22 protein-coding genes and 4 tRNA genes are annotated in these 24,548 nt (G+C 45.8%); 23 read left to right on the plus strand and 3 right to left on the minus strand.

Annotated features, from left to right (window positions below):
• Positions 1 to 148 precede the first annotated feature (148 nt).
• The 8 genes from DQX04_RS00260 (at position 149) to DQX04_RS00295 (ending at position 9,773) form a co-directional block, all read left to right on the plus strand.
• A complete protein-coding gene (locus DQX04_RS00260) occupies positions 149 to 2,980 on the plus strand; it encodes a FimV/HubP family polar landmark protein (protein ID WP_165831901.1) in 2,832 nt (943 codons plus the stop codon).
• Positions 2,981 to 3,061: 81 nt separating this feature from the next.
• On the plus strand, positions 3,062 to 3,856 hold the full coding sequence (gene truA / locus DQX04_RS00265) for a tRNA pseudouridine(38-40) synthase TruA (RefSeq protein WP_111913803.1): 795 nt from the start codon (positions 3,062 to 3,064) through the stop codon (positions 3,854 to 3,856).
• Positions 3,857 to 3,976: 120 nt separating this feature from the next.
• Entirely contained in the window at positions 3,977 to 4,852 is an 876-nt protein-coding gene (gene accD / locus DQX04_RS00270; protein WP_111913804.1) for an acetyl-CoA carboxylase, carboxyltransferase subunit beta, read from the plus strand.
• 14 nt (positions 4,853 to 4,866) lie between these two features.
• The gene (gene folC, locus DQX04_RS00275; RefSeq protein WP_111913805.1) at positions 4,867 to 6,141 is read left to right on the plus strand and encodes a bifunctional tetrahydrofolate synthase/dihydrofolate synthase; all 1,275 of its coding nucleotides are present in this window, start codon (positions 4,867 to 4,869) and stop codon (positions 6,139 to 6,141) included.
• On the plus strand, positions 6,134 to 6,802 hold the full coding sequence (locus DQX04_RS00280; RefSeq protein ID WP_111913806.1) for an SPOR domain-containing protein: 669 nt from the start codon (positions 6,134 to 6,136) through the stop codon (positions 6,800 to 6,802). Before folC ends, DQX04_RS00280 begins: the two co-directional genes overlap by 8 nt.
• Positions 6,803 to 6,863: 61 nt before the next feature.
• Positions 6,864 to 7,358 carry a CvpA family protein gene (locus DQX04_RS00285; RefSeq protein ID WP_111913807.1) on the plus strand — a complete coding sequence of 165 codons (495 nt, stop codon included), beginning with the start codon at positions 6,864 to 6,866 and terminating at the stop codon, positions 7,356 to 7,358.
• A 9-nt stretch (positions 7,359 to 7,367) separates the two neighbouring features.
• Entirely contained in the window at positions 7,368 to 8,879 is a 1,512-nt protein-coding gene (gene purF / locus DQX04_RS00290; protein WP_111913808.1) for an amidophosphoribosyltransferase, read from the plus strand.
• Between the two features lie 30 nt (positions 8,880 to 8,909).
• On the plus strand, positions 8,910 to 9,773 hold the full coding sequence (locus DQX04_RS00295; protein WP_111913809.1) for a TraB/GumN family protein: 864 nt from the start codon (positions 8,910 to 8,912) through the stop codon (positions 9,771 to 9,773).
• Between the two features lie 23 nt (positions 9,774 to 9,796).
• Here DQX04_RS00295 and astB read toward each other — a convergent pair whose 3' ends face one another.
• Positions 9,797 to 11,137: an N-succinylarginine dihydrolase gene (gene astB, locus DQX04_RS00300; RefSeq protein WP_111913810.1), complete on the minus strand. Its 1,341-nt coding sequence runs from the start codon at positions 11,135 to 11,137 to the stop codon at positions 9,797 to 9,799.
• 306 nt (positions 11,138 to 11,443) lie between these two features.
• Between astB and topA the strand changes: the two genes are divergently transcribed.
• From topA to DQX04_RS00355, 11 genes are read left to right on the plus strand one after another with little or no spacing between them, the layout of a single operon-like run.
• Positions 11,444 to 14,131, plus strand: coding sequence for a type I DNA topoisomerase (gene topA, locus DQX04_RS00305; RefSeq protein WP_111913811.1), 2,688 nt, complete (start codon positions 11,444 to 11,446; stop codon positions 14,129 to 14,131).
• 24 nt (positions 14,132 to 14,155) lie between these two features.
• Positions 14,156 to 14,524 (plus strand): hypothetical protein, encoded by a 369-nt coding sequence (locus DQX04_RS00310; RefSeq protein WP_111913812.1) that lies wholly within the window; start codon positions 14,156 to 14,158, stop codon positions 14,522 to 14,524.
• Positions 14,521 to 16,026: a hypothetical protein gene (locus DQX04_RS00315; protein WP_111913813.1), complete on the plus strand. Its 1,506-nt coding sequence runs from the start codon at positions 14,521 to 14,523 to the stop codon at positions 16,024 to 16,026. The genes DQX04_RS00310 and DQX04_RS00315 overlap by 4 nt, the downstream gene beginning before the upstream one ends.
• Positions 16,023 to 17,168 (plus strand): hypothetical protein, encoded by a 1,146-nt coding sequence (locus DQX04_RS00320; protein ID WP_111913814.1) that lies wholly within the window; start codon positions 16,023 to 16,025, stop codon positions 17,166 to 17,168. The genes DQX04_RS00315 and DQX04_RS00320 overlap by 4 nt, the downstream gene beginning before the upstream one ends.
• Positions 17,161 to 17,715: a hypothetical protein gene (locus DQX04_RS00325; RefSeq protein ID WP_111913815.1), complete on the plus strand. Its 555-nt coding sequence runs from the start codon at positions 17,161 to 17,163 to the stop codon at positions 17,713 to 17,715. The genes DQX04_RS00320 and DQX04_RS00325 overlap by 8 nt, the downstream gene beginning before the upstream one ends.
• Positions 17,715 to 19,238: a GspE/PulE family protein gene (locus tag DQX04_RS00330; RefSeq protein WP_111913816.1), complete on the plus strand. Its 1,524-nt coding sequence runs from the start codon at positions 17,715 to 17,717 to the stop codon at positions 19,236 to 19,238. Before DQX04_RS00325 ends, DQX04_RS00330 begins: the two co-directional genes overlap by 1 nt.
• Positions 19,235 to 20,293: a type II secretion system F family protein gene (locus DQX04_RS00335; protein WP_111913817.1), complete on the plus strand. Its 1,059-nt coding sequence runs from the start codon at positions 19,235 to 19,237 to the stop codon at positions 20,291 to 20,293. Before DQX04_RS00330 ends, DQX04_RS00335 begins: the two co-directional genes overlap by 4 nt.
• Positions 20,294 to 20,322: 29 nt before the next feature.
• Positions 20,323 to 20,763 carry a type II secretion system protein gene (locus tag DQX04_RS00340; protein WP_111913818.1) on the plus strand — a complete coding sequence of 147 codons (441 nt, stop codon included), beginning with the start codon at positions 20,323 to 20,325 and terminating at the stop codon, positions 20,761 to 20,763.
• A gap of 2 nt (positions 20,764 to 20,765) precedes the next feature.
• Positions 20,766 to 20,993, plus strand: a complete 228-nt coding sequence (locus tag DQX04_RS00345; protein ID WP_111913819.1) for a hypothetical protein — start codon at positions 20,766 to 20,768, stop codon at positions 20,991 to 20,993.
• Positions 20,980 to 21,900, plus strand: coding sequence for a shufflon system plasmid conjugative transfer pilus tip adhesin PilV (gene pilV / locus DQX04_RS00350; RefSeq protein ID WP_111914816.1), 921 nt, complete (start codon positions 20,980 to 20,982; stop codon positions 21,898 to 21,900). Before DQX04_RS00345 ends, pilV begins: the two co-directional genes overlap by 14 nt.
• 26 nt (positions 21,901 to 21,926) lie before the next feature.
• Complete coding sequence (locus DQX04_RS00355; RefSeq protein ID WP_165831902.1) at positions 21,927 to 22,478, plus strand: TadE/TadG family type IV pilus assembly protein; 552 nt, start codon at positions 21,927 to 21,929, stop codon at positions 22,476 to 22,478.
• Here the strand turns inward: DQX04_RS00355 and folD are convergent.
• Positions 22,475 to 23,338, minus strand: coding sequence for a bifunctional methylenetetrahydrofolate dehydrogenase/methenyltetrahydrofolate cyclohydrolase FolD (folD, locus tag DQX04_RS00360; protein ID WP_111913821.1), 864 nt, complete (start codon positions 23,336 to 23,338; stop codon positions 22,475 to 22,477). The two genes, DQX04_RS00355 and folD, sit on opposite strands and share 4 nt — an antisense overlap.
• A gap of 232 nt (positions 23,339 to 23,570) precedes the next feature.
• On the opposite strand from folD, the gene DQX04_RS00365 reads away from it, so the two are divergent.
• The 4 genes from DQX04_RS00365 (at position 23,571) to DQX04_RS00380 (ending at position 23,966) form a co-directional block, all read left to right on the plus strand.
• A tRNA-Pro gene (locus DQX04_RS00365) sits at positions 23,571 to 23,647 on the plus strand.
• 42 nt (positions 23,648 to 23,689) lie between these two features.
• Positions 23,690 to 23,766, plus strand: a tRNA-Arg gene (locus DQX04_RS00370).
• Between the two features lie 26 nt (positions 23,767 to 23,792).
• Positions 23,793 to 23,868 (plus strand) — tRNA-His (locus tag DQX04_RS00375).
• A gap of 21 nt (positions 23,869 to 23,889) precedes the next feature.
• Positions 23,890 to 23,966: transfer RNA gene (locus tag DQX04_RS00380), tRNA-Pro, on the plus strand.
• A 20-nt stretch (positions 23,967 to 23,986) separates the two neighbouring features.
• On the opposite strand, the gene DQX04_RS00385 is transcribed toward DQX04_RS00380, so the two are convergent.
• Positions 23,987 to 24,541: a DUF1415 domain-containing protein gene (locus DQX04_RS00385; protein ID WP_111913822.1), complete on the minus strand. Its 555-nt coding sequence runs from the start codon at positions 24,539 to 24,541 to the stop codon at positions 23,987 to 23,989.
• Positions 24,542 to 24,548 lie beyond the last annotated feature (7 nt).

Below are 24,548 nucleotides of genomic sequence, written 5' to 3' on the forward strand. Positions count from 1 at the left end.
GCCGTTAACTACATAAATGGTTTATATTGTTCTAAGGTCGTAAAAAAAGCTCGTCAATTACGACCTAGACAGTATCGTCTATTCAATAACAAAACGAGCGTGCGATTTCGGGAAATTTGAAATGACTCTACGATGTCAGGGAAGTAAATTGTTTCAATTGATAAGCAAGGCTGGTTTTGGCCGTGCTTGGGTTGTCGCAGTTGCGTTGTTGTTGAGTATGCATACGGCGGTTGCACAGGAAGAGGACCCCGTAGTCGTTTTAGGGCCAGCAGGTTCAGAACAGACTGACGTTCGTCAAGGCTCAGAACGTTATGGGCCAATTCAACCTACAGATACGCTCTGGTCAATAGCTTCTGGAGTGAGACCTCATTCTTCTGTGTCTGTTCATCAGGTGATGGCGGCTATTGTTCAAGCAAATCCAAGAGCATTCAGAGACGGTAATCCTAACGAAATGCTCAATGGCTTTTACTTGCGAATCCCCAGCCTGCAAGAAATTCAAATGCTTAACCCAGAATCAGCTCGAAGAAGTATTGAGTTAGGTGAAACGATTGACGCACAAAATCAAACACTTGCGCGTCAACAACAAGAATTAGAACGCCGTGTTGAGCAACAAGACCGAATCGTCAACCAAACACGCAGGATGACTGAGCAACAAATTAATGCTGTGCGTGCAGAGTATGAAGAAGAATTTGTTACTTTAAGAGACGACTTAGTTCGCTCCATTCAAAATACCGAGCGTGTAGTAGAGAACAACGATCAATTGCAAGAGCGTTTAGTGCGCCTTGAAGAGCTATTAGAAGGCTTGCAAGAGGGGATTGTAAGTGCAGAGCAATATGAAGCCGAAATTCAGGACATTCGTCAGCAACAAGCTGAACTAAGACGTGAACAAGACTTAGCGATTGCCCGTTCAGAAGAGCTTTCTACCGTAGAACAATTACTTCAGCATCCTATTGCTTTGGCTGCGCTTGCGTCGATTCCAGCGTTATTGCTGATTCTGTTAACCACTTGGCTCTTAAGAAAACGCCAGTCTGATCTTGCTGAGTACGCCATAGTTTCGGGAAGCGGTTCTAAGCCAGAGTCTGTGAAACCAGAGAAAGATTTAACAGACGACGAAGCGCGCGAAGAGCTAGATAAAGAACTTCTTGGTGGCTTTGAAGAAGATGATGACTTGTCTGATACAGCATTTGATGGATTTGAGGACGATGAGGAGGGCGATGACCTCGACAGCCTAACCGATGAAATGCTGGTGCCTGGAGAAGAGTCAGACGATGAAGAGGATGACTTCTCTGGGGTACAGTTAGACGGTGAAGACGACCTCGATAGCTTTAGCGAGTTAGAAGATGAGGACGAGGAAGACTCCAGCACAGAAACGCAGGTGATGGATGAGCCTCAAAGTGATGACTCATCAGAAGATGAAGAAGAGTCGGGCGGCAGCGGCGAAATGGACCAGGACGAGCTTGATAAGCTACTTCAGGGCGCTGGCGATGATGACGACGACTTATTTACTTCTACCGACGACGATGATGTTAATACTGAAGAGTCTAACGAACAAGAGCCAGAAAACGATGATAGCCAAGATATCATGGGCAATGACGATATCGACGATATTTTCGGTGAGTTTGGGGCTGACGAACCTGGGGAAGAATCCGCACAGCCGGAAGAACAGGGCGAGCAACCTGACCCGCTAGACCCAGATGTGGATCTAGATAATAGCGCTGAGTCCGACTTTGATGAAGATGAAACAGAAGTTGAACAAGATATAGAAGACGTTGATGATTCTGCGGATAAGCAAGCGGAAGAAGAACCCGAAGCAGAGCTAGAGTCAGAACAAGAACAAAAGTCGGAGCAAAGTGAAAGCGAAGACGATGAAGACTTCGACATGGATTCACTGTTTGATGAACTAGGGATTGAGGATGAAGACGAAGATTTAGATCCTAGTGATATCGATTCGCTACTTGAGAAAGTTGGTGAAGAAGCCGACGACGAAGACTTTGATGCCGAAAGCTTTGGCGAAGATTTTGAAGACAGCGAAGTGTCTGAAGAAGAGCCCGAAGAGCAAGCTGAACCCGCTGATGAGTTGGTATTTGAAGAAGACGAAGATGAAGACGTTGATGACGACGTTATTGGCGGCGATGAAGAAGCTTTGGAAGATGGCATCGATAGCACCACCGACAGTGATAGCGAGTTATCGGAAAGTGAAGACGACCCAGAGACCGCAATTGACGAAGATTCTGATGTTGAAGATGACGAAGATGTTATTGATCTTGAAGATGTTGAGCCATCAGAAGAAGCCAACGCTGTCGATGAAAATGATTGGGGCGAGCTTCCTGATGAAAAAGACGACGATGTTGATGAAGATCTAGAAGATGTTTTAGACATTGACGAAGAAGAAGACCCAGAACTTCCAGAGCCGAGCGAAGACTATGAAGTTCCTGATTTGTCGGACGATTCGGATGATGACGGCGAAGAGTTGGCTGCAGAAGAAGATGTCGCGGAGCAGGACAATATTGAGATTGCAGACAATGAATTAAAAGATATTGCTTCAGAAGAAGAAATCGACGAAGAGCTTTTTGAGCTTGATGAAGATGAAATGCGTCAAGCGGAAGAAGAAGCTGAAGATGAACTAGACGCATTGTTCGGTGAAGAGGATGATTTCTCAGAAGAACCAGAGTCTGAACAGGAACTAGAGCCTACTGACGAACTAGATAGCCCTGAGGAAGCCTCAGAAGAGTATAGAGATATTGAAGATATTCTTGCAGAAGCTGAAGAAACCGAAGCGTCGGAATCTGAAGATGATGAAGACGACAGTATGCGTGGCGAAGATGAACTTGCAGCCGAGCTTGACTTAGCCCGAGCTTACATCGAAATGGAAGAGTTTGAAGATGCCAAGGCAGCCTTGCAAAAGGTATTAGACTCGAACGACGACACGTTAAAAGACGAGGCGCAGTCGTTACTCTCTCGCATTAACGAGCAAGGTTAATGATTAAAAGTGAAGACTTCGGTCTTCACTAGAACCTTGGTATACTTGCGCGCTTTGTAATTCCACAAGAGCAGTCCCCGCATGAGAATAGCACTCGGTATTGAATATTTCGGTGAACGTTACTTTGGCTGGCAGCGTCAGCAAGAAGTACCGAGTGTGCAAGAAGCGTTAGAGAAAGCCCTCACTAAAGTTGCCTGCCATACCGTTAATGTAACCTGTGCCGGAAGAACTGATGCTGGCGTTCACGCCACCCAGCAAGTCGTTCATTTTGATACTGAAGCGGAACGTCCAGATCGCGCTTGGTCCTTAGGCGTCAATGCCAATTTGCCTGATGACATAGCGGTAAAATGGGTTACACAAGTCGCCCCCGACTTTAACGCTCGATTCAGTGCTATCGCTCGGCGTTATCGTTACGTTATTTACAATGCAGCAATGAAGCCCGCTGTTCTGAGCGGGGGCGTGACTCATATTTATCATCCGTTAGATCACGAAAAAATGCATCGCGCCGCACAATACCTGCTAGGTGAGCAAGACTTTACCTCCTTTCGAGCTGCTCAATGTCAGTCGAACTCTCCGTTTCGAAATGTTCAGTCTGTAGCGGTTAAACGGTTTGGTGATTATGTTGTGGTCGACATACAGGCGAACGCTTTTGTACACCACATGGTTCGCAATATTGTCGGTTCGCTGACCATTGTAGGGATGAATGAACAACCTGAGCAATGGATTGAACAACTCTTAGCGGCAAAAGACCGCACGCAAGCGGCTGCTACAGCGAAGCCTAACGGGTTATATTTGGTGAATGTTTATTACCCAGACGCATGGGAACTGCCGAAGCATCCTATGGGGCCATTATTTTTCCCAGACGAGTTAGTATGATGAACTGACTAGAGCTTAGACCACTTACTGCTGCAATCGCGTGTCGATTTGTGCTTTAATGTCGGAAATTTCCTATACTTTCAAATATGCGGCTTACCGCAAGGTCATCGACAGGTATTTATGAGCTGGATTGAGAAAATTCTTGCAAAACCACAGGCAACTAAACGTAAAAACATTCCTGAAGGGGTGTGGAGTAAGTGCGGTGGTTGTGAAGCGATACTTTACCGTGCAGATCTAGAAAGAAACCTGCATGTTTGCCCCAAATGTGGACATCACATGCGGTTAACAGCGCGCGAGCGTCTGCAAACTTTCCTAGATTCAGAAGGGCATGAGGAGCTAGGAGCTGAATTAGAGCCGCAAGACTTATTAAAGTTTAAAGATTCGAAGCGCTATAAAGACCGTATCGCAGCAGCTCAAAAAGCAACGGGTGAGAAAGACGCGTTGATTGCTATGAAGGGTAAGCTAAAAGGTAACCCCGTAGTGGCTGTTGCTTTTGAATTTAACTTTATGGGCGGCTCTATGGCTACGGTAGTGGGTTCTCGCTTTGTTAAAGCGGTTGAAGCTTGTTTAGAGCATAAAATCCCGCTCGTTTGCTTCTCAGCCTCGGGTGGCGCGAGAATGCAAGAAGCATTGCTTTCACTGATGCAAATGGCGAAAACGTCCGCCGCGCTAGCTCGTATGAGTGAGGAAGGTTTACCTTACATTTCGGTATTAACTGACCCGACAATGGGTGGTGTGTCAGCAAGTTTGGCAATGCTAGGTGATATTAATGTTGCTGAACCTAAGGCGCTAATCGGCTTCGCTGGACCGCGAGTTATTGAACAAACTGTACGCGAAACGCTTCCTGAAGGGTTCCAACGTAGCGAATTCTTGCTGGAGCACGGCGCAATAGACATGATTGTCGACCGTCGTGAAATGAGAAATAAGTTGGCATCGGTATTAACAAAGCTACAAGGTCTGCCGGAGCCAGAACAGGAAATCACATCGACTGATTAAGCATAAAAAAGCAGATGAGCATTTTGAAACATAATGAAGAGCCACGTTCCCTAGAGACGTGGCTTTCTTATTTGGAAAAAATTCATAGCCAAGTTATAGACATGGGATTAGAGCGTGTCAGTAAGGTCGCTGCAACACTAGATGTGTTGAAGCCTGCACCTTTTGTATTTCTTGTAGCTGGCACGAATGGTAAAGGCTCAACCGTAGCCATGTTAGACGCCATTTTGACCAGCGCAGGATATCGCACTGCAACTTACACCAGCCCCCATATTGTCGATTACCGCGAACGCGTAAAAGTTAATGGGGAGTGGCTAGCAGAGTCTGAACATTGTGAGGCGTTTCAAGATGTCGAAGATGCACGTGAAGATACTACACTGACTTATTTTGAATTCGGAACCTTGGCTGCGCTTCATTTAATTAAGAAAAAGGTCGTGGACATCGCCATTCTAGAGATAGGGCTAGGAGGGCGGTTAGATGCAGTAAATATAGTTGAGCCAGACGTAAGCATTGTGACTTCGGTGGGGATTGACCATGTCGACTTTTTGGGATCAGATCGTGAAGTTATTGGCTACGAGAAAGCTGGTGTGTTCAGAGCGAATTGCCCAGCCGTATGCGGAGATTTAAATCCGCCATTAAAATTGATTAAACACGCACAAGAAACGGACGCGCATTTATTTCTGGCCGGCACAGATTACGGTATCGAGTCTCAAGATAATTCAAACTGGGCTTTCTACATGACAGGTATGGATGAGACCTGGGTATTACCTAAACCTCATTTGCCTTTAGTGAACGCAGCAACAGCTGTTATGGCGCTCAAACAAAGTGGTCTGAAATTGACTAAAGAATCGGTAATCGATGGCTTACAGAAAGCGCAGGTAACGGGGCGCTTTGAAACGTTACACAATTCGCCGCGCGTCATTCTCGATGTAGGGCACAATCCTCATGCGGCTAATTATCTGGCACAGCAACTTGCTAAAACTGGAGCCAAAAAGGTACTTGCGGTTTGCGGAATGCTAAAAGACAAAGATATTAAGGGTACGCTTTCAGTAATGGAGTCGCAGGTTGACCATTGGTACTTGGGCTCCTTACCATCCGAACGTGGAGCTTCATCACAGCAACTTGCAGAATCTTTATCAACTTCTGCTGCATTCGATGTTTTTTCATCGATTACGGACGCATATAATACAGCATTGCGTGAAGCGGAAGACGCGGATGTGATATTATGTTTTGGCTCGTTTTTGACCGTTTCTGAAATATATAAAACAGAAGGAAAAATTATTCGTGGCTAGCTCGACTTTGAAGAATCGAATTGTTGGAACCCTAGTCGTGGTGGCTATCGCTGTCATTTTTCTTCCCGACTTCTTTAGCGGTAACTCAGAAGGCTCTGAGCAAGAATTTCGCAGCACCCCCGCTCGCCCAGATGTCGAGCAACGCATGAGTTCTACCTCATTTCCTGACGAGTTCAGTGTCGAAGATCAAAGCTCACGAGACACCGTTTCCGTTCCTATCGTTGAAGATCAAATTGAGATTCGTGAACTACCAGCTTCAGTGGATTTGGGCGAAGTAGACTCTTCCGCTACAGAAGACCCAGCAAATCAAACTACAAATACTGATATTGAAGCTCCTGAAGCTAACAACGACAGTAACTCTGAACCCAGTGAGAACGTAACTTCAGAAGCCGACGAAGTTGATGTGCAGGCGGAGGCTGCTTGGGTTATTCAACTGGGTGCGTTTCAAAACCAAGATACAGTTGTCAGTCTTTTAGCGGAACTAGAAGATGCTGGCTACAACGCCTATAGCCGTGTTTATCAAAGAGATGCTGGTCCATTACATTTAGTGTTGGTAGGCCCAGACATGAGCAAAGAAGCATTGGAACAACAACTTGCCCCCCTGCAAGAACTGACAAATTTAGAAGGTAAGGTGATGCCTTATCGCCCGGCGGATAATTAAAACATCACGTTGTGTATTCTTTCTGGTAGAATGCGCCGCAAAATGAGGTGGAACGCAAATCATGCAATGGATTGATTTTGTCATTATCGGAATTATCGGGTTGTCGGTTGTTGTCAGCTTGATTCGGGGCTTCGTTCGGGAGGCTTTGTCTCTTGCTGTATGGATTGGTGCAGTGTTTGTTTCGGCTATGTTTTATGCCGATGTAGCGGTTTACTTTACTCATTTTGAAGACCCTTTAATTCGAAACGCTCTAGCGGTTGTAGCTCTCTTTGTGGCGACCCTAATTGTGGGCGCGATGGTGACATACTTAGTCAGCCAGCTTGTAGAGAAAACCGGCTTAAGTGGCACAGACCGAGTGCTCGGCGCAGTTTTCGGGGCGCTTAGAGGTTTATTGTTGGTTTGCGGAATATTGTTTGCAATAGATTCATTTACCCAATTTTCAAATGAGGAGTGGTGGCAACAGTCATTGCTTATTCCTCATTTCGGACCCTATATAGAGTGGTTCCTAAATTACATGCAGGATGCGTCCAGTTTTATTCAACCTAACGAAGTCTGAGGTTTATTTATGTGTGGTGTAGTCGGTATCGTTGGAAATCAACCTGTTAACCAAGCTCTTTACGACGGACTGACGATGCTACAACATCGTGGTCAGGATGCTGCAGGTATAATGACGATTGATGGTCATCACCTGAGACTTCGAAAGGGTAATGGGCTGGTTCGTGATGTTTTCCACACGCGCCATATGCGTCGTCTAAGTGGCAACATCGGTATCGGCCACGTTCGTTATCCTACTGCAGGGAGTTCTAGCTCGGCAGAAGCGCAGCCATTCTACGTGAACTCTCCCTTCGGTATTGCCATGGCTCATAATGGTAATTTAACTAACGCCGATGTCCTGCAGGAAACACTGTTTAAAACTGCAAAACGCCACATCAATACTTCTTCAGATTCTGAAATCTTATTAAATATATTCGCCCATGAATTATTGAAAAAAGACCAGCTTCACCTTGAAGTTGAGGATATTTTCAGTGCGATTAGTCGTGTGCATGAGCAGATTAAAGGTGCATACGGTGTTGTTGGTATGATTATCGGCCACGGTATGGTGGCGTTTCGTGACCCACATGGAATTCGCCCTCTAGCATTAGGTAAACGCGAAACTCCGCAAGGAACAGAGTACATGATCGCGTCTGAAAGTGTGGCGATTGACGGTACGGGATTCACGTTTGTGCGTGACGTGGAGCCGGGTGAGGGAATCTATATCACAGAAGACGGTGAATTATTTAGCCGTCAGTGCGCAGAAAACCCCGTACATAGCCCATGTATCTTTGAATATGTTTATTTTGCGCGTCCAGACTCGTTTATTGACGGTGTTTCTGTGTATGCAAGCCGCATTAACATGGGAAATAGACTTGGTGAAAAAATTAAAGCTAAGTATGAGCATTTGGACATAGATGTAGTTATTCCAATTCCTGAAACCGCTTGTGACATTGCCTTGGAAATTTCACGCGTACTATCTGTGCCTTACCGACAGGGCTTTGTGAAGAACCGTTACATTGGCCGCACATTTATTATGCCGGGACAAACGCAACGCAGAAAATCGGTGCGACGTAAATTAAATGCAATTAGTGCCGAATTTAAAGACAAGAATGTATTATTGGTAGATGACTCAATTGTTCGAGGCACTACATCGGAACAAATCATAGAAATGGCTAGAGAAGCGGGTGCGAAGAAAGTTTACTTTGCTTCTGCAGCTCCAGAAATTCGTTTCCCGAATGTTTATGGTATCGATATGCCAAGCGCGAACGAATTGATTGGTTACGGCCGTGAGTCTGATGAAATTTGTAGTTTGATTAAAGCCGATGCACTCATTTATCAAGACTTGGAAGATTTGATTGCATCAGCGCAAAGCGAAAACCCAACACTTGAGCAGTTCGAAGCTTCAGTGTTCAATGGTCAGTACGTCACTGGCGATGTGAATCAGCAGTATTTAGATCGTCTACATGAAGCGCGAAATGACGACGCGCGCAGTCAACAAGGGCAAGATGAGTCGAATCTCGAGGTTTATAACGAAGAGGATTGATTCATGCTCTAGTGTCCCAAGGAGCTTGAATTGAAAAGGTTAAAGCTAAAAGTATTCACCGCAGTATGGTTACTTTTGGCAGCATGGCTGCCAACAACTTTACAGGCCGAATTGCTTTATGAAGTAACTTGGGATAATAAAACCGTATGGTTACTGGGCACTATACATTTGGTGAGTAATGAAGAAACTCGCCTGAGTGACACTGCACAATCGGCTCTGCAAGAGAGTCGTTTTGTGTGGTTGGAAATGACCCCGCAAGAGTTATCTCGAAGTTCCACGTTACTTTTCGAACAGGGCGTTCGCTCCGAACCTTACCTTCAAGAACAGCTTGACCCAGAGCAATGGGCAAAACTCGCTGCCGTCACATCACGACTAGGTTTAGCCACTTCGGTGGTGGGTCGAATGGAGCCTTGGTTGTTAGAGTATGTTGTACTCGTGCTGACACTACGTAAAGAAGGTTTTGATGAGCAACTAGGCATAGATATGCAGCTAATTCGTGCAGCAGAAGCCCTGGAGAAGCCGCTACGAGGTTTAGAGGACGCAGAAGACCAAGTATCGGTTCTTATGGATGCTCGCGACGAGATGCCGCTTATAGAGCATATTGAATTGATTCTTGGCGATAGCGAGTCAGCGGTGCAAGATATGCGTAGTTTGGAAGCCATGTGGGAACGAGGTGAACTTGCAGAGCTTCTGACCTCAGCTACCGCAGAGATGAGCGAACGCACTAAGCATGTGCTTTTGGTTGAGCGCAATCAAAAGTGGTTTCGCCAAATTAGGCAAGAGATCGCTGCAGATGACACCGTTTTCGTTGGTGTTGGTGCCGCGCACTTAGGTGGAGAGCAGGGGCTGCTCGACTTGTTTGAACGCGCTGGAGCAGAAATTACCCGCCACTAAAAAGCAGCGGGTAAAATGTGATGTTAGTCTTGCTGGAATGGATACACTGAACCAAGTTTCATAATTTGAGTAAGCTCGTCTAGTGCAGTGCGCGATTCAATCAGCAGCTGAGGATCTGCAAGATCATCGCTACTTAGCTCGTCACGGTAATGTTTATCAACCCAAGTATTGAGTTTGGCGAAAAGGTCGTCGTTCATGATACATGCAGGGTTCACCGCATCAACTTCTTGGTCATTCAATGCTACGCGCAAACGAAGACATGCAGGACCGCCACCATTTCTCATACTCTGTTTCACATCAAAGTAGCGCACTTCTTTAATCGGCGTGTTATTCGCACTCGTCAGCTCTTCTAAGTATCGTGAAACGACTTCACTTTCTTGGCACTCGGTAGGCGCAACAATAATCATGTGGTCTTTGCTCAACGTAATTAGCTGCGTATTGAACAAGTATGTTTTAACCGCTTCTGCAACCGGAACTTTAGCTGTTGGCACTTCGATAAAGTGCATAGGCTTATCTAACTTTTCTTCAAGTTCGCGAAGCTTAGCTTGCGTGTCGAGGAATGCTTCTTCGTGATAAAACAGTACGTTTTGGTTACCCACTGCGATTACGTCGTTGTGGAATACGCCTTGGTCGATAACACCTGGATTCTGCTGTACAAATACTGTGTTTTCTTCACTTAAGCCATGCAAACGAGCAACGGCAAGGCTGGCTTCATAAGTTTGACGCGCAGGGTATTGGGTAGGTGCAGGTTTGCTAGCATCAAATGCGTAACGACCGAATACAAACATTTCTACACCAGAGAAACCATACTCGTCGCAGAACCGCGTGTGGTTCGCTGCACCTTCGTCACCGAAGTGTTCGTTGTCAGGTAAATGCGTGTGGTGCTGGAAATATTTTTCGTTATTAAACATCGCTTTCAAAATGCGACCGGTTGTAGTCGGTTCTAAAGAGCGGTGAAACTTGTTAGTTAAATTAGCTGGTGTGAAGTGCACACGGCCGTCATGAGTGTCTGCGCTTGGCGACACCGTTGCGGCATTTGCAGTCCACATACTCGATGCCGAGCAACATGCTTGAAAGATAGCTGGGGCTTCTTTTGCAGCCTTAGCAAGAACTTCTGCGTCGCTCCCTGTGAAGCCAATACGTCTAAGTGCATAAATATCTGGACGCTCTTGTGGAGCTAACACTCCTTGAACCATACCCATTTCTTGCAGGGCCTTCATTTTTTTCAGGCCTTGCTTGGCAGCAGAGCGTGGACTAGACACGCTTCGGGCATTGCTTAGTGAAGCAACATTACCAAATGATAAACCAGCATAGTTGTGTGTAGGCCCTACTAGGCCGTCAAAATTCACCTCAAAGTGCTTCATTTTGCGCAACGCTCCTACCGCAGATGTCTTAATTTGAAAATTAATTGAAACTTAATTATACGCACCTTGCTGACCAATAAAAGCCTTATTTTCCGTGGCCTAGAAAGCGATATGCGAGATTTGATTAGCTATTCATAAGAACTTTATTTATATGCTTAATATCGCTCATGGGTTGTCACTGGGGAGGATAATCTATATATGTTAAAAAAAGAGAAAGCCGGAGTTTAGACTTGAAGATAAGGAATTAAGCGCTTATATCAGGGCCTACACCTCCTATACATTCTATAAATAGAGATCATTGACCACATGGGAAAATCGCTCGTTATTGTTGAGTCTCCTGCAAAGGCCAAAACAATCAATAAGTACCTCGGTAACGACTTCATCGTAAAGTCTAGTGTTGGGCATATCCGTGACTTGCCGACTAAAGCACTGCAAAAGGCTCCTGCAAAACCTGCGGCTGAAGTGCGCAAAATGTCGCCCGAGGAAAAAGCAGCGTATAAACAGCAACGAGATTACCAAAATCTTGTGATGCGCATGGGTATCGACCCAGAGCATGGATGGGAACCTCATTACGAAGTGCTTCCCGGCAAAGAAAAGGTGGTTAAAGAATTAAAGTCTCTGGCGAAGAAAGCTGACAAAGTTTATCTCGCAACCGATTTGGACCGTGAGGGAGAAGCTATCGCCTGGCACCTTCGCGAATTAATTGGAGGCGAAGACGAGAATTTTCAGCGGGTAGTGTTCAATGAGATTACGCAAAAAGCCATTAAGAGTGCTTTTGCGGAGCCTGCTAACTTAAATATCTCCCGCGTTAACGCGCAACAAACACGACGTTTTCTAGACCGTGTAGTGGGCTTTATGTTGTCGCCACTACTTTGGAAAAAAATTGCACGAGGTCTTTCAGCTGGGCGTGTTCAGTCTGTAGCCGTGCGATTGGTGGTGGAACGCGAGCGTGAAATTAAGGCTTTTAACCCAGAAGAATACTGGGATGTGCATGCAGACTTGGCGGCGAAACAGGGCCAAGCTGTATTTCAGGTTGCTAAAGAAAACGGCAAAACCTTCAAGCCAAAGAGTAAACAAGAAACGGAACTGGCATTAAGCGCTCTTAAAGATGAACGCTACGAGGTGGTTAAGCGTGAAGATAAGCCAACTTCAAGCCGCCCTGGTGCGCCATTCATCACTTCGACGTTGCAACAGGCTGCAAGTACGCGTTTAGGCTTCGGTGTGAAGAAAACCATGATGATGGCCCAGCGTTTATATGAAGCGGGTTACATTACTTATATGCGTACCGACTCTACGCACTTAAGCCAAGATGCTATACAAGCGTGTCGTCAGCTCATTGAAAAAGACTTTGGCGCAAAATATTTACCGGAGAAACCGAACTTCTACGGCTCGAAGGCAAATGCGCAAGAAGCTCACGAAGCGATACGGCCCTCTAACGCTTCTATTCGTTCTAATCAACTCAAGGGTATGGAAAGAGACGCGGAACGTCTCTACGAGCTCATTTGGCGTCAATTTGTGGCATGTCAGATGACACCAGCCCAATACGATTCCACAAGTTTAACGGTACAAGCCGGTAACTTTGAATTAAAAGCTCGTGGTCGTGTATTGCGTTTTGATGGTTGGACAAAAGTACAACCTCAGGTACAGAAGAAAGGCGCAGAAGACGCTTCTCTTCCCGATATTCAACAAGGTGAAGTGTTGGCGCTGCAGGCGTTGAATCCGCAGCAACACTTTACGAAGCCTCCCGCACGTTTCTCTGAAGCGTCGTTGGTGAAAGAGCTGGAGAAAAGAGGAATCGGCCGACCGTCTACCTATGCTTCCATTATTTCTACGATTCAAGATCGAGGTTACGTTCGTGTCGAGAACCGCAGATTTTATGCGGAGAAAATGGGTGAAATAGTCACAGATAGACTTACCGAGAACTTCGCAAACCTAATGAGTTATGACTTCACGGCGCAAATGGAACAACGCCTAGATGACATCGCTGACGGTGAGCAAGACTGGAAGCGAGCGTTAGATGAGTTTTACGCCCAGTTTAAAGAACGTTTAGAGACCGCTGGTTCCGAAGAAGCTTCGGGTGGAATGCGCAGCAACGTGGCCGTTCCTACCGATGTTGACTGTCCGAAATGTGGACGCAAAATGGGAATTCGAACCGCCAGTACTGGGGTGTTCTTAGGTTGTTCTGGCTATAACCTGGAAGGCGAAGATAAGTGTACGCAAACGCTTAATTTGTTGCCGGGTGATGAAGCGGTAAAAATTGAAGAGGGTGACGAGGATAGTGAAGCCGAAGCTGTTGCGCTGCTGGCGCGTAAGCGTTGCAGTAAATGCGGTACAGCGATGGACAGTTACCTGATCGATGAGAAAAGAAAATTACATGTTTGTGGTAACAACCCTGTCTGCGACGGTGTTGAAATTGAGCAGGGTAGTTTCAGAATTAAGGGGTATGACGGACCCATTATCGATTGTGATAAATGTGGGTCGCAGATGCAGCTGAAATCAGGTCGTTTCGGTAAGTACTTTGGATGTACTAACGACGATTGTAAGAACACCCGTAAATTATTGAAAAATGGTGAGCCCGCTCCACCAAAAGAGGACCCTGTTCCGTTACCTGAGTTACCTTGCGAGAACTCGGACGCATACTTTGTGCTTCGTGACGGTGCGTCGGGTATTTTCATGTCTGCGAATACGTTCCCACGCTCAAGAGAAACCCGAGCAGTTAAGGTAAGCGAGTTGAAGCGTTTCAAAGACCGCTTGCCGAAAAAGTTTTATTACCTAGCCGAGGCCCCTGCAGAGGACTCGAAAGGGAATGAGGCTATTGTGCGTTACAGCCGGAAAACAAAAAGTCAGTACGTTATGTCTGAAGAAGGTGGAAAAGCTACCGGTTGGCAAGCACACTATGAGAATGGCGAATGGAAGGAAGTCGAAGGAAAGTCGTCTTCAACCACTCGTAAGCGCGCGGCTAGCAAAAAAGGGAGTCGTAGCAAGAAAAGTTAAACTTTATGGATAAAGGAAGCCGGTATGACATGGATTGTCGTAGGAACCCTGGCAGCGAACCTCTCGCTGCCAGCGAATATTTCAGAACAATGCCTCTACCTCATTCAAGAACCCCCTCAAGTCAGCGCGGAGTCAATACCTGAAGTTCGTTTTGAACTTAAAGCTGACCGCCTAAAACCGCAGATTGAGTCTCTGCTATTCGCCCATTGGGATATTCAAAAAGTGGTTTGGTACGCGGATCCTCATCATGTGTGGCCTACTGATTTTGAGTTGGTTGAAAGAAGCTGGGACGTTTTACTTTCAAAGGTGTTGGAGCCCTATCAGTTAAGAGTGGCAATACACGAGAATCGAACCGCCGTTGTTGATTATATGCCCGATGCGGTGAGCTTATGAGATACGTTTTCATACTCATTTTCGGAGTAATGTCTTTGGTTGGTTGTGCTCAGCTTGGCGACTCTTATCAAGAGGCCGCTAGTGAATCCTCACAGCGCATAGCCCAGGCTAGGGCGACACAATCTTCAGCTCCTGAGACTGCCAATGTGGTGCGTGCGCAAGGGTATTTCGTTCCTCCTTTGAATTTACCGGAACGTGAAGGACCGTCGTGGATGGGCTTACCGGTTCAATTTGTCTTTGATGGATATCCTCTAGGACGAGCATTGAACGACTTACTGGCACCAGAAGGGGTGAGTGTAAGGCTCTTGGATGACATTGATGTCACCACGCCTATTTCCCTTCGGCATGAAGGTACGGTCGGAGAAGCATTGCAGCAAATTGGATTAATGACCGGCTTTTCGTATGTGGCAGAGGACCGTTTAGTGACTTGGCGGCAATACGAAATAGCAGAGTTTGATGTGGCTTTTTTAGCTGGCGTAACCAACTTTTTCCTGGGCGAGGACGATTCCTCTTCAAGCTCCACCAATAATACCTCCGGTAATCAGGTTGTTGTTTCCGGAGCAGGCGTTAATGACGATAGCGCTCAATATCTAAATTTTACTAGCGAGGCGTTGTCGGTATGGGAAGACTTAGAACATGCGCTTACGTTGCTGCTTTCCGAAGACGGATCTTTGTCTATTAATCAGAGCTCCACCTCTGTTCTTGTCCGGGATCTGCCGCAACACGTCCAACTTGTGCGCGAGTACTTGCTACAACAAAATGAGCGGCTCACGCGGCAAGTCGCTATCGACATCCAAGTGATTGATGTCACGTTTACCAATGATAATCAGACAGGTATTGATTGGTCTCTGGTGTATGAAGCGACAGGGGGAGAACAGGTTCTAAACCTCTTTCAAAATGGTTTGAATCAATTTATTGGTGAGCAACAAGGTTTATCTATAACACGAAATTCGGGACGCTATGCGGGCTCAGAGGTTTTGTTAAGTGCCCTTCGTCAACAAGGCGTGGTCGAGGTTAATAACCACCCTCGGATGGTTTCTATAAACAATCAAATATCTAAAGTCGTGTTGGAAGAAAATGTCACCTATTTGGCTTCGGCTGGAAGCAGTTCAACTGCAAATGTTGGCTCAAGCGACTTGCTTATCCCTGGTGTGGTTCGCACTGGATTCGAATTATTTGTACTGCCTAAAATTTCTAACCAACAGGTGTTATTACAGGTCTCTACCAGCTTGAGTGATTTGTTGGGTATTGAAGAAATCACCTCGGGTGAAACCACCATTCAAACGCCGCAAACAACGCGTAAGAAATTCTTCATGAAGTCTCTTGTTGGCAATGAACAAACACTGCTTATCTCCGGTTTAAAAAGTGGAAAGCGACATTGGCAAAGTAAACAGGGATTTTTGCCTTGGCTGTTTGGCGGCAGTCAAACCGACCAAAGCCAGCGCACGGAAACTATTGTATTGCTTACGCCCAGAATCTTACCTACGGGAGCAATATTGTGAGCGCAGCTATCGCCATTCCAATAAAGAGAATGAAAAGCTCACAGGCTTTTAAACAAGCCAAAGCGCACTTTCCAGATGGTGTTGGAGGTGTATTTCGCTTACCTCAGGAAAAATGGCTTATTGCGACTGATTTTCCGTTAAGTCGCACATTTCTTATGTGGTGGAAATCATTACTGACCAGCAACTGTGCATATATAGAAGCCTATGGACCGCAAGTTTTATGGGTTGTGGTGCGAGATTCGAAGCTGCAAGTCGTTTATTTAGGCTCGTATGAACACGCAGAAGTGCTTATGACCAACGGATGCTCAGTGAAGCAGCCGGCGCTTGAGACGTTTAAACAAGTTAAGAACTCTCACCCACTCATGCATAAGATCAATGCATTAACCGCCCAAGGGGCCCTGAAGAAGCCTGAAAATAATGATCTGGGCCGAGTCGCAGTCAACTACAAGCGGTTAAGTCGTCACCAACAATCAGTGCCTTTAAGTGCTTTGATCGTCATTACTGCTGTATGCACGATGGGCTATATGTTTCTGCCGGACAAGACTGTGCCGGTAGCAAAGCCTCCGTCTGATAAAGATAAGATAGCAGAAATACTGGAACATTTGCCGGGTAAAGTGACGCCGCTATTACGCTTAGATTACAACAATCAGACTGCTTTAACTCAGATTCACGGCTGGCGCCTTAAAAGCTCTTCAATGACTACATCTTCACTTCGCTACGAGCTTGTGAGAGACGGTGGCAATTTGAGGTATTTGCGCAAGAAGCTTTCCGCTTTGAATATGAAGGTTGAGCAGAAAAATGGTCAGTGGTTAGCGTCTCAACCTGTTGCCTTGCCGGCACCAATTGAGGAAATAGAAAAGCTCGACTGGGTCGATATTGAAGCCTTGTCGGACTGGATAGATTATCAACTTGAATTGTGGATGCCCGGAGCAAAGCTTTTGTCTGTCCCCGAAAAGCAGCATGGAGACTATCGTATTCATAGGTTTGTTTTGCTGTTTGAAAAGCAGTACCTACCGGATCTACTCACTCTAGCGGCTATTCTGGAAAAGCTTCCTGTACAGTTTCAAAGTGGGGAGGTAGAGCGCCATAAAACTCAGATTTCAGGTCATATAGAACTGATAGGAGTAGGCAAAGATGAATAACTGCAAGCATACACTTTTAGTCGTCTTACTCTGCTTAATATGTGCTTTTGAGGCGTATGCTGAGGATGACGAAGAGAAAGAGTCGTATTTGCGTACGCCTGAAGAGCAACGTCAATTGCTGACCGAACATGCGGTTTTTCCTGAAGAAGGGAGACAACATCAGCAACTCGCATTATCTCTTCGTAATCAAAGATTGTTAGAAGCCCAGGCGGAGTCTCGTGCCCGCCAATTGCAATTTCAATTACAGGCGGCTCAAGCGCTGCATGCTATTCGCCAGCTTTCTGTTGTGGTGGATTCTAGTGAATTACAAACCAGTGACGAGTCTAATAATGAAGTTTCGTATCAAACAGATTTAAAGCGTTTCCGTTTACTTGGAATATGGCGTCGCTCTAATGGTGTTCGTGCAAAACTCGCTTACGGCGAACATTTGTTCACCGTAAAGCATGGTGACCGGCTGCTAGGCAACATAGTTGTGCACGTAAACACTCATAAAGTCGTTCTGAACATAGATGGTAAGCGTCATGAACTTTCTATGGGAGGATTCTAATGCTTACTGTTTTTACCAAGGAGCAGCTTTTGCATACTCAAGCTTGCCCAAAGCTATTGAATATGTGCCTGCAAGCAACCCACAAGTGGTCTGACTCAAGCTTAGCTATCGTGGTGTTAGACAATGGTTACTTGCTTGCTTCAGAATCGGTTTGGTCGTCTGAGCAAATGCTCATCACGCGAATAGATGCGCAAGCTCGCCTTCACTATCCGACATTGCACTGGGCCAAGTGTGAAAGTGCATTAATTCGCCAAACTTTAACCGAGTCGGACGCTATACGAAGAGAGCGTTCTGAGTCTTTAAGCTTTGATGAAAGCAACCAGTCTATGGCTAAACAAGCGCTCATAGACATTGTTATGGATGCTCATAGGCAGCAAGCTACCGATATTCACCTTCGTATGGTTGGGCGAGAGGCTCGTATTGCATACCGAATTCATGGTCAGCTCTATAGACAGCCGTCCCGAAGCAGAACGTCAGTTACAGAGGCTATCGCAGCCGCGCTAAATACCCAGTCAGAGGATTTTCGAGAAGTATTTGATGAGCGCCATTTGAGTGGAGCAAGCATTTCTTTGGTAATGCCCGATAGCGGTCAGACCATGAGAATTCGAACACAAAAGTCGCCGTGTAGGGACGGCTTTTCGGTAACGCTTAGGTTGCAGCCGAGTGAGCAAAGGAGTTTGCCTGAACTCTACCAACTGGGGTTTTCGCCATCGCGAATTGATGTAATAAAACGAGTTGTTGGACAAGCAAGCGGATTGTTTTTTATTTCGGGGCCAACCGGACATGGCAAAACAACCACACTTGCTGCCATCAATAGCTGCATTCCCGCGTCTCGTAAGATTGTCTCGCTCGAGGACCCCATAGAAATTATACAGCCAGAAATTGAGCAGAAATTTGTTTCCAGTGAACAAGACATCCATGCTTTTGCGAACATGATAAAAGCTGTGTTGAGAGAAGATCCGGATTTAGTAGAAATTAGCGAAACACGGGATCTACAAACAGCGAATGCTAGTATCTCAGCGGCTTTAACTGGGCACCTAGTTGCGTCCACGATACACGCAACAGATGCTGTGGGTATTATTAGTCGACTTCATGACTTGGGCGTATCGCTAGAAAAATTGAGTCAACCTGGCTTGTTCGCTGGACTTCTCGCACAGCGGTTACTTCCTCGCCTGTGTACCCAATGTAAACAGGAACATCACTCCCCCCAATGGGGTAAACACGCCGTACAATCTGAAAATGGGTGCAAAGCTTGTCATTTCACCGGTTTAACGGGTCGCGTAGCTGTAAGTGAATTGATTATTCCAGACGAACGCGCATCCGTTTGGATTAAGCAAGGCGACTGGGATACTTGGAAGCGAAATTTAGCGAAGAGTGGTTGGGACGCAATGGCTGTAGATGCCATGCTGTTGGTGCGACAGCAACTTGTTGATCCTCACCATGCTTATGAATTGGTTCCTGGGCTTGAAACAAGCGCGAACATTAATCTGTCGAAACTTACGGGAGAAGCACTTTGTTCGTGAGTTGGTGGGGTAGCAAACAAGTAGGTAAGGTGCCTAGGCTTACTGATAGTGAACAATTACAACTTGCTTTAGATTTAATGAATTGGATGCGTCAAGGTGTAAACGTATGGCAAGGGCTCAATATGGTTTTGGTGTCGTCTCGTGAGTTAGGTGACGCTAAATTAGAAACTGCATCCCGCTTCCTTCTTGCGGAGTTATCGGAAGGGAAAAGTTTAGGTCAGGCTTTTCACGGTTGGGCAAACCCTGAACTTGTAGTGATTTTAGATTCTGGGGTAAAAGCTGACAATTTAATTGGTGCAATTCAGGAGCTCGAGAGAAATGTTCAGTTAAAGCGCAAATTACTACAAGCGATTGTGCGGCAGCTTATATACCCAATATCACTATTTGCGACTAGCTTAGTGGCGCTGTGGTTTGTTGGAACTCAAATTCTTCCTAGGTTATTGGATGGTTATGGACAGGCCGAAATGCTGCCTGTGGCTGTCGCTGTGTCGGAAATGGCAAATCTTATTCAGCTGTTGTTTGTCCCCTGTATTCTATTGCTTGTTTCGCTGATTATTTGGGTATTGAGCAACCGTAAGGTATACACATCGACTTTTCATAGGCTGGTTAGTACCACGGTTTTCTACCAAGTTTATCGGTTGTTTTGTGCCGTAAGCGTACTTAACCAACTTAGCTTAATGGCTAAATACTCAAGAAGTTTGGCGCGCTCATGTGTGATTCTGAAAAACCATGCGCAAGGACTGGTTAAACATCATTACCAAGTCATGCTCGAGCATTACGCAAATGGCTATACCGAGCTTTCCGATGTAATGAATTCAGGACTTTTGGAGTCGTCATCTCTCATGCGGTTGCGGATGTCGTCGGGTAGACAGAGTGAGCGCAGTCAACAAATTTACGAACTCGCCATTAACTTAAGTCGGAAAGCTGAGTCAATTACGAGAAGGCGACTGAAAGTTGTGGTGTGGAGTTTGTATTCAATATCGTTTTTGTTAGTGGTTGCTACGGTAGTAGCAACAGCACAAACGGTATTTTATATGCTTGAACAATGGAGTTAAGGCAAACAGAAAACTAATAAGGAAATGACATGAAGAACGTAAAAGGATTTACATTTATTGAAGTGCTTGCGGTGTTGAGCATCATCGCATTGTCAACCATGGGAGTGCTCGCACTCAGAGATTGGGCAGCTAGTAATGCTCGAATATCAGAGGCGAAAGGGCAGATTGCCACTTTACAGTCTGGTGTACAGCAATGGCGTCCTCGAAATGGCATTTATACCGGTATTTCAGTGGAGGAACTGTCGTCGATAGCCGCAGTTCCGGTTTCTTGGGACGACGGTTCTGCAATTAATCCCTGGGGAGGCGATATTGAGGTTGAAGTGGATAGTAGCGATGCAACCAAGTATCGGGTGACCATAACGAATATTAGCTTGGAGCAAGAAGGTGAGCGCTTGGTGCGCGACTATTCGGAGATTTCTGAAGACGTTTCCTTCTCCGGCGACAGCGTCGAAATTGGATTTCAGGGTTAGCTGTGACTTTAACATTGATGGAAACCGTTATTGTAATTGCTCTAGCAAGTGGAGTTGCTGCTAGTTTTGCCTTGTATCACGCCTCACCTAACCTTGCATTAGACGATATAGGAAAAAAGGCGAGTGAATGTGTATTTTCCTCGCAAGTACAGCAAAGAGTGCTTGAGGAACAGTGGGTATTCAATGAAACGGTAACCGAAACGAGCGTGAATTGTCATGAGAGCAATTAACGGTTTTAGTTTGCTCGAACTCACCATAAGTATGGCTATTCTGAGTGGGTTGGTATTAGTTGGCATGCAGATTCAGTCGACATTGCATCAAAGTAAAATGGTGCAACATGCTGCTGAATACATGGTGAAATTGAAGCAAGAGGTTAATCGGTTTGCTACTTTACATGGTCACTTTCCAGAGGTTGTTACTGAACTACCGAACTTGCCTAATGAAGTGCCCTGGAACTTGACGTTTAACATGCAACAACAAGGCGAAACGTTAAATGTACGGACTCAATTTCCAAGTGAAACGGCAGCTCAAAGAGTATCTCGGTTGTTGGGTTCTACAGATATTTCCGGAAGTACACTTACTTTTGCTGTGCAAAAGCCGGTGACTGACGTTGTGTGGGATTTTGCACTTTATCGCTATCCGATATCTGGACGACCAGAACTAAACCAAATGCAAACGCATTTAGATATGAATAACTTCGATATTTTAAATGTGGGCATGTTAGATACTACCTCGGTGCAAGCCAACACTCTGACAACGAACAGGTTGAATGCTCATACTTACACTTCAGATAGTTTACTTGTGCGAAATACGGCAACCCTAAACCAGTTAGATGTAAATAATTTAACTGGAGAGCAGTTGACCGTTACAAACATGACGACAGACTACGCGGAAATACAGGATTTATTAGTGGATGAACTGTCTGCTGATGAACTAGATGTTCACCAATTAACCGCCCAACAACTTACAGTAGATGAGGTTGTAGCAAACAGCGTTGAAACCCAGACACTTGAGGCCGACGAAATATTCGCAAGTGACTTTATTACTCCACAAGGAAGTTTTAATGACTTTATACAGCGACTAGATACGTTAGAGGTATTATGGAGCGCCTGTGTACAAGAAGGGGGCTGCCAATAAGGTATTTGCGGCAACATGGCCAAGGTATGGTGGAATTTATCGTAGCCTTTCCATTAGTACTCTTATTTCTTGCTGGTCTGATTCAATTGGGGTGGTTGTTTTTAGCTCAGCATTTATTGCACGCGACCACTCAGCATATTTCCCTCTATGCAGCTGCAAATCAGAAAGCTCAAACCGAGTTCATAAGTATCTTTGTTGATCGAATGAAACAGCTACCTCACGGAGGTTTAGCTATACCTAAGTTCGAGCTAAGCGTGGATAAAGACTTAGAAGACAGCTCGTTTTGGCAAAATACAGAACATGGGGTAAAGGTACTCAAATCCGATTTTGTTATAGCTCGTTTAACTAAATTGAGTGAACAAGAAAGAGAAGAGTGGCTGCGTGCTAATACGCCCACGTTGAGGGTTGAATGGTGCTTTCCGTTGCGGGTGCCGGTGATAAATCAACTCTTTGAATTGGCGCTAAAGGATGCTAATGAGTGCGCATTATATGGAGGTAACGGAGTGCCCTATATTCGTCTTGAAAGCCAGACTCGATTTACGATGAAGTCTGACTTTCAGATGCCGAATAATGATTAATCGGTGTGAAACTTATTGCAGGCAAATAGTGTGTTTTCCATTAGGCATGCTACCGTCATGGGGCCTACACCACCCGGGACAGGGGTTATCCAGCTTGCCCGTTGCGCTGCAACGTCATAGTCAACATCACCACATAAGGTGCCGTCAGCTTGACGGTTTATACCAACGTCGATCACGATTGCGCCTTCTTTAATCCATTCACCTGGAATGAATTTAGCTTTACCCACAGCCACAATAACAATGTCTGCGCGCTCTACGTGCTGTTGTAAATCTTTCGTGAAACGGTGACAAACTGTAGTGGTGGCGCCTGCAATTAAAAGCTCTAAGCTCATGGGGCGTCCAACAATATTAGAAGCTCCAACGATAACCGCATGCTTACCGTGCATGTCATGCCCAGTGTGGTTGAGCAGTTTCATTACCCCCCATGGTGTACATGGGCGTAGCACTGGAATCCGCTGCGCGAGGCGACCAATATTGTATGGGTGGAATCCGTCTACGTCTTTATGGGGTACGATACGTTCAATAATTCGAGTCGCGTCAATTCCTGCTGGCAGGGGAAGCTGCACCAAAATACCATCAACTTCTTTATCTTCATTGAGTTCGTCAATTAAAGTTTCTAACTGACTTTGAGATACCGTGACAGGAAGATCGTATGCTCTAGATTTGAAGCCTACTTCTTCACATGCCTTACGCTTGCTTCCCACATAAACTTTGGATGCTGCGTCTTCACCTACAAGCACGACTGCCAAGCAAGGCGCACGCAAACCTTCTTTAACACGGTGTGTAACACCTTGTTTAACTTCAGCTCGGATACCCGCAGCTATGGCTTTCCCATCGATAATTTGGGCGCTCGTGACCATGAATTTTATTCCACTAGAATTGATGTATTAGATGGCGCTATATTTTCGCAAAATTCCACTTGAATTAACAGATAAATGAGTGAATCATAACTTTTCTACGCTATGTTGGCGTAAAAATAAGCAACCACGCGGTTTGCTTGAAAAAAGGTTTGACGGAAGAACAGCGTAACTGTAATATTCGCCTCCGTTGTCACCAGCGTCTTGCATGTTGGGACAATAAAAATGTAAAAGTCGGCGAGTAGCGCAGCTTGGTAGCGCACTTGGTTTGGGTCCAAGGGGTCGCTGGTTCGAATCCAGTCTCGCCGACCATTTACACTGCGAAGTCTTAGCAGGAATATCGCTTCATACCGCGCGCTCGTAGCTCAGCTGGATAGAGCAACGGCCTTCTAAGCCGTCGGTCGCAGGTTCGAATCCTGCCGGGCGTGCCAGTGTGAATAGAACAGACCTATCAGTGGTGGGTGTAGCTCAGTTGGTAGAGCCCCGGATTGTGATTCCGGTTGTCGTGGGTTCAAGTCCCATCATCCACCCCATCTTTCTTAAATATCCTAGTTCGGCGAGTAGCGCAGCTTGGTAGCGCACTTGGTTTGGGTCCAAGGGGTCGCTGGTTCGAATCCAGTCTCGCCGACCATCTTCGTTTTAATATTTTTATCAATCAGATGTGAGCTTTGAAAGTATCGCTTTTAGGCGCTCTTCACCGATTTCGTTCATGCGTGCAATGTTGTTTTCAGGAATAGACTCGGGGTTGGGGTAACGACTGAGTACTTTCTCCATGTCTTCACTACGAAGTATATGCAGCATTGGGTAAGGGCTTCTGTTGGTATAGTTTTCAGCGTCGCTCGATTGGGCGCCTTCAAATGTATAGTTTGGGTGAAAGTGGGCGAGTTGGAAGGTTGCATCAAGTCGATGCGTTTGCAATGCCATTTCTAGCATGGCAACGCGCCCTAGAAAGTCATCGAAATCGTTACAGTTCGGCCAAATGATTAGCGTTGTTGCGATGCTTGGGTTGTCTTTTAAATACTGCAATTCATGCAGAAAGTGGTCGAAAACCTCACCGTCGTCTGTTGTCTTAAGCACTTCGTATCGAATGGTTTTCTTAGCCCATTCCTTGTGCGCAAAAGGACATAAATTTTCTTTGATCACCCAATGCTCAAGCCAGCGTTCGGTCTTTTCTATTGCCTGATGTGTCATATTGGCCTTAGACATAATAAAA

Origin of the sequence: Aliidiomarina sp. B3213 (assembly GCF_003290085.1) — a bacterium.
GTDB lineage: Bacteria > Pseudomonadota > Gammaproteobacteria > Enterobacterales > Alteromonadaceae > Aliidiomarina.

Bases quoted from the DNA above. Each gene is read 5' to 3' on its own strand.
- truA (WP_111913803.1), top strand. From the start codon at position 3,062: ATGAGAATAGCACTCGGTATTGAATATTTCGGTGAACGTTACTTTGGC.
- accD (WP_111913804.1), top strand. From the start codon at position 3,977: ATGAGCTGGATTGAGAAAATTCTTGCAAAACCACAGGCAACTAAACGT.
- folC (WP_111913805.1), top strand. From the start codon at position 4,867: ATGAGCATTTTGAAACATAATGAAGAGCCACGTTCCCTAGAGACGTGG.
- DQX04_RS00285 (WP_111913807.1), top strand. From the start codon at position 6,864: ATGCAATGGATTGATTTTGTCATTATCGGAATTATCGGGTTGTCGGTT.
- purF (WP_111913808.1), top strand. From the start codon at position 7,368: ATGTGTGGTGTAGTCGGTATCGTTGGAAATCAACCTGTTAACCAAGCT.
- astB (WP_111913810.1), bottom strand. From the start codon at position 11,137: ATGAAGCACTTTGAGGTGAATTTTGACGGCCTAGTAGGGCCTACACAC.
- topA (WP_111913811.1), top strand. From the start codon at position 11,444: ATGGGAAAATCGCTCGTTATTGTTGAGTCTCCTGCAAAGGCCAAAACA.
- DQX04_RS00310 (WP_111913812.1), top strand. From the start codon at position 14,156: ATGACATGGATTGTCGTAGGAACCCTGGCAGCGAACCTCTCGCTGCCA.
- DQX04_RS00315 (WP_111913813.1), top strand. From the start codon at position 14,521: ATGAGATACGTTTTCATACTCATTTTCGGAGTAATGTCTTTGGTTGGT.
- DQX04_RS00325 (WP_111913815.1), top strand. From the start codon at position 17,161: ATGAATAACTGCAAGCATACACTTTTAGTCGTCTTACTCTGCTTAATA.
- DQX04_RS00330 (WP_111913816.1), top strand. From the start codon at position 17,715: ATGCTTACTGTTTTTACCAAGGAGCAGCTTTTGCATACTCAAGCTTGC.
- DQX04_RS00340 (WP_111913818.1), top strand. From the start codon at position 20,323: ATGAAGAACGTAAAAGGATTTACATTTATTGAAGTGCTTGCGGTGTTG.
- pilV (WP_111914816.1), top strand. From the start codon at position 20,980: ATGAGAGCAATTAACGGTTTTAGTTTGCTCGAACTCACCATAAGTATG.
- DQX04_RS00355 (WP_165831902.1), top strand. From the start codon at position 21,927: ATGGTGGAATTTATCGTAGCCTTTCCATTAGTACTCTTATTTCTTGCT.
- folD (WP_111913821.1), bottom strand. From the start codon at position 23,338: ATGGTCACGAGCGCCCAAATTATCGATGGGAAAGCCATAGCTGCGGGT.
- DQX04_RS00385 (WP_111913822.1), bottom strand. From the start codon at position 24,541: ATGTCTAAGGCCAATATGACACATCAGGCAATAGAAAAGACCGAACGC.